Origin of the sequence: Kocuria sp. ICS0012, assembly GCF_001665945.1 — a bacterium.
Lineage (GTDB): Bacteria > Actinomycetota > Actinomycetes > Actinomycetales > Micrococcaceae > Kocuria > Kocuria marina.
Genome location: NZ_LZMM01000073.1, coordinates 1 through 7580, shown reverse-complemented (window position 1 = coordinate 7580; position 7580 = coordinate 1). Strand labels below are relative to the sequence as shown.

At 67.6% G+C, this 7580-nt stretch carries 5 protein-coding genes and 1 pseudogene; 3 read left to right on the top strand and 3 right to left on the bottom strand.

Annotation, left to right across the window (positions count from 1 at the left end; genetic code table 11):
- Nucleotides 1–715, top strand: a pseudogene (locus A5728_RS11735) (IS3-like element ISPfr10 family transposase); the annotation flags it as partial.
- Nucleotides 716–766: 51 nt separating this feature from the next.
- Entirely contained in the window at nt 767–1024 is a 258-nt protein-coding gene (locus A5728_RS14905; RefSeq protein ID WP_064847250.1) for a hypothetical protein, read from the top strand.
- A gap of 193 nt (nt 1025–1217) precedes the next feature.
- Here A5728_RS14905 and gabT read toward each other — a convergent pair whose 3' ends face one another.
- From gabT to A5728_RS11715, 3 genes are all read right to left on the bottom strand, one after another.
- Entirely contained in the window at nt 1218–2561 is a 1344-nt protein-coding gene (gene gabT / locus A5728_RS11725; RefSeq protein WP_064847249.1) for a 4-aminobutyrate--2-oxoglutarate transaminase, read from the bottom strand.
- Nucleotides 2562–2734: 173 nt separating this feature from the next.
- Nucleotides 2735–4210, bottom strand: a complete 1476-nt coding sequence (locus A5728_RS11720; RefSeq protein WP_035959265.1) for an NAD-dependent succinate-semialdehyde dehydrogenase — start codon at nt 4208–4210, stop codon at nt 2735–2737.
- Nucleotides 4211–4313: 103 nt separating this feature from the next.
- The gene (locus tag A5728_RS11715; protein WP_064847248.1) at nt 4314–5762 is read right to left on the bottom strand and encodes an APC family permease; all 1449 of its coding nucleotides are present in this window, start codon (nt 5760–5762) and stop codon (nt 4314–4316) included.
- Nucleotides 5763–6039: 277 nt separating this feature from the next.
- On the opposite strand from A5728_RS11715, the gene A5728_RS11710 reads away from it, so the two are divergent.
- Nucleotides 6040–7416: an NAD-dependent succinate-semialdehyde dehydrogenase gene (locus A5728_RS11710; protein WP_064847247.1), complete on the top strand. Its 1377-nt coding sequence runs from the start codon at nt 6040–6042 to the stop codon at nt 7414–7416.
- Nucleotides 7417–7580: the final 164 nt, after the last annotated feature.

Below are 7580 nucleotides of genomic sequence, written 5' to 3'. Positions count from 1 at the left end.
GACTGGCTGCGCGCGTGGGCGAAGAAGCATCCCCGCTACGGGTACCGGCGGGCGTATCACGACGCCCGGGGTGAGGGCTGGGCGGTCAACCACAAGAAGATCCAACGCCTCTGGCGAGCCGAAGGCCTCCGCGTCCCGCAGCGGCGACGCCGCAAGCGTGTCGGATCCTCGACCGTCGACGCCCCGGCGGCAGTCGCACCGAACCTCGTATGGGCGGTGGACTTCCAGTTCGACGCCGACGAGCGGGGCTGCCCGATCAAGATCTGCTCCATCGTCGACGAGCACACCCGCGAATGCATCGGCGGGCTCGTGGAGCGGTCGATCACCGCCGACCGGCTCACCGCCCACCTCGAAGAGCTCGTCGCCGTCCGCGGTGCACCGGGTGTGCTCCGCAGCGACAACGGGCCCGAGTTCATCAGCGACGCGATGGCCGACTGGGCCGGCACCCGCACCGGCCTGTTCTACATTCCGCCCGGCTCGCCCTGGCACAACGGATACGTCGAATCGTTCAACAGCCGCCTCCGCGACGAGTGCCTGAACATCAACAGCTTCTACTCACTGCTGCACGCCCAGGTCGTGATCGGCGACTGGAAGACCGAGTACAACCATCAGCGTCGGCACTCATCGCTCGGCTACCTACCCCCGGGCCGAGCACGCTCTGCAGTGCACCCATCAAATCGAAACCGACGACTCACAGAGCGACCGGACCGAATGAAGGGGGCGGCCCAGCGCATTGTGTTCACATGCCGTCACCCAGGAACAGCTCATGGAGACTGGCGTCAACGCGAACGGCCACAATTGGCGGCCCTTCCAGTACGCGGTGACTGAGAGCGGTGCGCCCCCACTCAGCGGCGATGCGAAGTCCAAAGAATATGAGGCGGCCTCGCTGGCGGAACTTTCTCACGGGGGATCCTGCGCCGTCATCCAGTCACCGGACACATCTGCTGCCACCAAAACCAGCGTCGCCTCCGTGGGCCACTACCTGGGCAACTCGACTCTGGAAGCCACGGTGTACGTGAGGTAGCCTGCGGGCTCCGGATCGGACGCTCCCTGGGGAACTGTGGGGGGTAGAGCCCGCCTTCGGGCTGACTGCGGCTCAGTCGATGTCGTGCGTTTGACGGATACCCCAGCCGTGCGCGCCGGACACGCGAACGGGCGGCCACCGGAACCCCGGTGACCGCCCGCCGTCGTACGCGGTAAAGCTCAAGAAGCGCGGATCAGGCGCCGACCTCCTCGATGGCCTTGGAGAAGATCCGTAGGCCCTCGCGCAGCAGGTCGAAGTCGATCACGAGCGGCGGCAGCAGACGCACGTTGTTGCCGAACGTGCCACACGTGAGGATGACGACGCCCTGCTCGAGGCACTTGGCCGCGATCTGCTTGGCGGCGTCCGCGTTGGGTTCCTTGGAGCCGGGCTTCACGAACTCGAGCGCCATCATGGCGCCGCGCCCACGCAGCTCGCCCACGATGGGGGAGGACTCTGCCAGGGAGCCGAGCTCATCCTTGATGATCTTCTCGATCTCGAGGGCACGGTCCGCGAGGTTCCAGTCCTCGATGGTCTCGATCGCGCCGAGAGCGGCCGCGCACGCGACGGGGTTACCGCCGTAGGTGCCGCCCAGGCCGCCACCGTGCACCACGTTCACGAGCTCCGCGCGGCCCACCACGCCGGACAGCGGCATACCGCCGGCGATGCCCTTGGCGAAGGTCACGAGGTCCGGCTCGACACCCTCGTACTCGGAGGAGAACCACTTGCCCGTGCGGGCCACGCCAGCCTGGACCTCGTCCGCGACGAAGACCGCGCCGTTGTCCTTGCACCACTGCGACAGGGCGGGCAGGAAGCCCGGGGCCGGGACGATGAACCCGCCCTCACCCTGGATGGGCTCGATCACGATCGCGGCCACGTTCTCCGCACCCACCTGCTTCTCCACGAGGGACAGGGCGCGCTTGGCGGCGTCCTCGCCCGTCATGCCCTCCGGATCGCGGAAGGGGTAGGACATGGGAACGCGGTACACCTCGTTGGCGAACGGCCCGAATCCCTGCTTGTACGGCATGACCTTGGAGGTCATGGCCAGGGTCAGGTTGGTGCGGCCGTGGTAGGCGTGGTCGAAGACCACGACCGCGTTGCGCTTGGTGTGCATGCGCGCGATCTTCACGGCGTTCTCCACGGCCTCCGAACCGGAGTTGAACAGCGCGGCGCGCTTGTCGAAGGCCCCAGGGGTCAGGGACGCGATCTTCTCGGCGACCTCCACGTACCCCTCGTAGGGGGTCACCATGAAGCACGTATGGGTGAACTTACCCACGGCCTCGCGCACCTTCTCCACAACCTTGGGCGCGGTGGCGCCCACGGAGGTCACGGCGATGCCGGAGCCCAGGTCGATGAGCTGGTTGCCGTCCGCGTCCTTGATGATGCCGCCGTCGAGCTCGTCCGCGTAGACGGGCACGGAGGAGGCGACACCGGCCGCGACCGCCTTCTCCCGCCGCGCCGCGAGTTCCTGCGACTTGGGGCCCGGGAGGGCGGTCTTCAGATCGCGCTTCTGCTCGAGCCGGTATTCGATGTCAGCCATGTTCGGTTGCCCTTTCACTACAGCGGCACGGGGACGCGAAAACTCGATAATCGGATCCGCCCCGGAAAGCCCCGGTGATCCGGGGCTCCAGCCGAGGCGGGTCCGTGTGCGGCCGGTGCCGGGAGTTCGGACCCTCGTGGGGCCCTCCTCCCGTCAGGCGGGCGCGGGCGTGCTCAGGCCCAGGGCGAGGGCATGCCCATGTACTGCACGGTGGTGTACTCCTCGATGCCCTCGGCGCCGCCCTCGCGGCCCAGGCCCGATTCCTTGACGCCGCCGAACGGCGCCGCGGCGTTGGAGATCACTCCCACGTTCATGCCCAGTAGGCCGTACTCGATGCGGTCGCCGATGCGCAGGGCACGCGAGATGTCCTCGGTGAACACGTAGGACGCCAGGCCGTACTCGGTGGCGTTGGCCAGGCGGACGGCGTCGTCCTCGTCCTTGAACGTGATCACGGGGGCCACGGGGCCGAAGATCTCCTCCTTGAACACGCGGCACTGCTCGGTCACGCCGGTCAGCAGGGTGGGCTCGAAGAAGTACCCCGGTCCGTCCACGGCCTTGCCGCCCACGACGGCCTCGGCGCCGTTGTCGAGCGCGTCCTGGACGAATTCGGCGACGCTGTCACGCGCCTTCTTCTCGACCAGGGGACCCACGGTGGTGTCCTCCTCGAGACCGTTGCCGGGCTTGAGGGCGTCGAGCTTCTCCGCGAACTTCTTGGAGAACTCGTCCGCGACGGACTCGTGCACCAGGAAGCGGTTGGCTGCGGTGCACGCCTCACCCATGTTGCGCATCTTGGCGGCCATGGCGCCATCCACGGCCTTGTCCAGGTCCGCGTCCTCGAACACGATGAACGGGCCGTTGCCGCCCAGTTCCATGGAGGTACGCAGCACGCGGTCCGCAGCGGTCTTCATGAGCTGTTTGCCCACCGGGGTGGAGCCCGTGAAGGAGATCTTGCGCAGCCGGGGATCCTCCATGATGGGCCCGGAGACGTTGGACGCGGACGCGGAGGACACCACGTTGAGCACACCCGCGGGGATGCCGGCCTCGATCATGAGCTTCGCGAAGAACTGTGAGGTCAGCGGGGTCAGGCGCGCGGGCTTGAGGATCATGGTGCACCCGGCGGCCACCGCGGGGGCCACCTTGCGGGTGGCCATGGCCAGCGGAAAGTTCCACGGGGTGATCAGCAGGCACGGGCCCACGGGCTTGTGGGTCACGATCATCTTGAGGTTGCCCTCGGGGGTGTCCACGTAGCGCCCGTAGTGACGCACGGCCTCCTCGGAGAACCAGCGCAGGAACTCGCCGCCGTAGACGACCTCGCCCTGGGACTCCTTGAACGGCTTGCCCATCTCCAGGGTCATCAGCAGTGCGAGATCGTCCTTGTGCTCCTGGACGAGGTCGAACGTCCTGCGTAGGATCTCGGAACGCTCGCGAGCACTCGTGCGGGCCCAGGACTCCTGGGCGTTCGCGGCGGCGTCCATGGCCGCGCGCGAGTCCTCCTCGGTCGCGGAGGCCAGCGTGGCCAGCACCTCGCCGGTCGCGGGATTCTCGACGTCGAACGTCCCGCCGTCGGAGGCATCTCGCCACTCGCCGTTGATCAGGAGGCCCTTGGGTGTGGCCTCGAGGACTTCTGAAACCCGGTCTTTGATGCTCATCTGGTTCCTTTCTGGGAACTCCACTCGGCGTGGTCCGGTGCAGTCTCGAACTCGTGGGACATAGCTCCCTTCCTCCATGGTATGCCCGGCCGCAACGGTGCGATCAGCGGCTGCGGGTTCGTGACTCGCTCGCTGCCACGAGCCGCTCCTCGGCGTCCGCGCCGGGGGCGATCCCGCGCGGGATGCGCAGCATGAAGATCAGCCCCAGGACCCACCACAGCGCGAAGATCACGTAGGGGGCGGTGCCCAACCCCGCGGGCATCCCGGGCAGATACAGCACAGCGAGTCCCAGGCAGAGCACTACGGACAGCACACCGATCACCACACCGCCGTGGTGCTTCCCGCCGATCCGGTAGGGCCGCTCCATCTCCGGTTCGCGGCGTCGCAGGATCACGAACACGATCGACACCAGCAGGTACGCCACCACGATCGAGGGCGAGCCGGAGTCCACGAGCCAGCCGAGCATCTCGGTGCCGAAGAACGGGGCGATGAAGGACAGCGCCCCCACGAACAGCAGGGCATTGGAGGGGGTCCCGTACTTGGGGTGCAGCTTGGCGAACCAGCGGGGCAGCATCCGGGAGTTGCCCAGGGCCCAGAGCAGACGTGAGGCACCCATGAGCAGGGAGTTCCAGGACGTGAGGATCCCGGCCAGGCCACCGGCAAGCAGCACGTTGGCCATGGCGCCCGAGGTGAAGAGGTTGCCGAACGCGTCCGCCACGGCGATGTCCGCGTTCGCGAGGTCATGTGCGGACATCGCCGAGGACGTGGTGAGGATGACCATCACGTACCACGCGGTCGCTATCAGCACGGAGGTGACGATCGTGCCGCCCAGTTTCTTGGGCGGCAGGTGCATCTCCTCGGAGACCTGCGGGATCACGTCGAAGCCCACGAACAGGAACGGGACCACCACGAGCACCAGGGAGAACCCGGAGACACCGTTGTGGAAGAAGGGCTCCATGTTCTGTTCCGAGCCGCGCGTGAACGCGCCGAAGACCATCATGAGTCCCACGATCGCCAGGAAGATGATCACGAAGACCTGCACCGTGGACGCCTGCTTCACACCGCGTAGGTTGATCCACGTGATCACCACGGCGCTGAGCGCACCCACGAGCGCCCACGTGAGGTTCACCTCGAATCCGGCGATCGTCCACAGCGGGACGTGGCTGAGGTTCGGGAAGATGTACTCCACGGTGCGAGGTACGGCCACGGCCTCGAACGCCACGATCGTGATGTACCCGACCGTGATCGCCCACGAGCCGATGAATGCCCACCTGGCACCCATGCCCCGCAGCAGGTAGTTGTGCTCACCGCCCGCGGCGGGCATCGCGGCCACGAGTTCGCCGTACACCAGGCCCACCACGGCCATGATCGCCCCTCCGGCCACCATGGCGAGCACCGCGCCCATGGTCCCGGCGTCGTTCAGCCAGCCTCCCGTGAGGACCACCCAGCCGAAGCCGATCATGGCCCCCACGCCCAGGGTGATGGCGTCCAGCCGCCCCAGGACCTTCTTGAACCCTGCGCCGTGCTCCGGGAGATGGCGTTCGTGTGTCATGCATGCCGTCCTGGGATGTCGAGGAGGTCGAGGTTGTTGCGCTCCATTGTCCGCGCGGACGGCGCCCCCGGGGCTTGTGTGCGAGTTCGTGTCATCGACAGCGGGCGGAGGGCGACGGCGCTGGGTCCCCTTGGCGGTGGGAGTGGCGTCGTCGTCGGTGGGCAGCAGGTCCCGGCAGAGAGGGGAATGACGGCGCGGGGTGGGGGGCAGGTGTCATGAAGTCTCGCCCTCGGTGAACGCTATGTCGTGAGAGTGTGGCGGGGCATACGCTGACAGCATGGCTTACGCAACAATCAACCCTGCAACGGGTGAGACCCTCAAGAAGTTCGACACCGCCACGGATCAGGAGATCAAGGACGCCGTCCAGCGTTCCGCCAAGGAGTACTCCTCCTGGCGCAATGTCCCGGTGGCCGAGCGCGCTCAGCTGATGCACAAGATGGCGGAGCTGTACCGCGAGCGTCAGGACGAGCTCGCCGCGATCCTCACGGAGGAGATGGGCAAGCCGGCCGCGCAGGCCGCGGGCGAGGTACAGATCGTCGCCGCGATCTACGACTACTACGCGGACAACGCGGAGGAGTTCATGAAGGGCCGCAGCCTGACCCCCTCCACCGGGGGAGAAGCCCGTGTGGTCCTGGACTCCACGGGTGTCCTGCTGGGCATCATGCCGTGGAACTTCCCGTACTACCAGGTGGCCCGTTTCGCGGCCCCCAACGTGATGCTGGGCAACACCATCCTGCTCAAGCACGCCGGTAACGTCCCGCAGTCCGCGCTGGTGCAGGAAGAGCTGTTCCACGAGGCGGGCTTCCCCGAGGACGTCTACATCAACGTGTTCGCGTCCAGCGACCAGATCGCGGAGATCATCATCCCGGACCCCGCCGTCCAGGGTGTGTCCCTCACGGGCTCCGAGCGTGCGGGTGCCTCCGTGGCCGCGACCGCCGGCAAGAACCTCAAGAAGGTTGTGCTGGAGTTGGGCGGTTCGGACCCCTTCATCGTGCTCGACGATAAGAACGTGGAACGCACCGTTAAGCAGGCCGTGAATGGGCGCATGAACAACAACGGCCAGGCGTGCACCAACGCCAAGCGGTTCATCGTGCTCGAGGACGCGTACGAGACCTTCGTGGAGAACTTCGCGGAGGCCGTGCAGGGGATCACCCCGAGCGATCCCACGGACGAGAAGACCTTCCTGGGCCCGCTGTGCACCGTGTCCGCGCGTGACGAGATCATGGAGCAGGTCCAGGACGCCGTGGACAAGGGTGCCACGGTGCTGGCCGGCGGCAAGAAGCTGGACAAGCCCGGTGCTTGGATGGAGGCCACGCTGCTCGCGGACGTGACCCCCGAGATGCGCGCCTACGCCGAGGAGATCTTCGGCCCGGTAGCTGTGGTCTACAAGGTCAAGGACGTGGACGAGGCCATCGAGCTGGCCAACTCCTCCTCGTTCGGTCTGGGCGGTTCCGTCTTCGGCGCCGACGAGGCCGAGGCCCTGGAGGTCGCCAAGCGTGTGGACTCCGGCATGGTGTTCGTCAACGAGGTCACCGGCACCGCTCCGGACCTGCCCTTCGGCGGCGTCAAGCGCTCCGGTGTGGGCCGTGAGCTCGGCCCGTTCGGCATCGAGGAGTTCGCCAACAAGAAGCTGCTGCATACCCCCAAGAAGTAATTCCCGCGCGGCCGGGTTCCACATCCGGGACCCGGCCCTGTCCGACGACGTCGCCCCCCCCCCCCCCCGGGGGGGGGGGGGGGGGGGGGCGGGGGGGGGGGGGGCCCCCGGGGGCCCGGGGGGGGGGGGGGGGGGGGGGGGGGGGGGGGGGCCCCCCGCGGGGG

What these genes read in the sequence shown, in the direction of transcription:
- A5728_RS11720 (WP_035959265.1), bottom strand. Translation starts at nt 4,210, where the DNA reads ATGAGCATCAAAGACCGGGTTTCAGAAGTCCTCGAGGCCACACCCAAG.
- gabT (WP_064847249.1), bottom strand. Translation starts at nt 2,561, where the DNA reads ATGGCTGACATCGAATACCGGCTCGAGCAGAAGCGCGATCTGAAGACC.
- A5728_RS14905 (WP_064847250.1), top strand. Translation starts at nt 767, where the DNA reads ATGGAGACTGGCGTCAACGCGAACGGCCACAATTGGCGGCCCTTCCAG.
- A5728_RS11710 (WP_064847247.1), top strand. Translation starts at nt 6,040, where the DNA reads ATGGCTTACGCAACAATCAACCCTGCAACGGGTGAGACCCTCAAGAAG.
- A5728_RS11715 (WP_064847248.1), bottom strand. Translation starts at nt 5,762, where the DNA reads ATGACACACGAACGCCATCTCCCGGAGCACGGCGCAGGGTTCAAGAAG.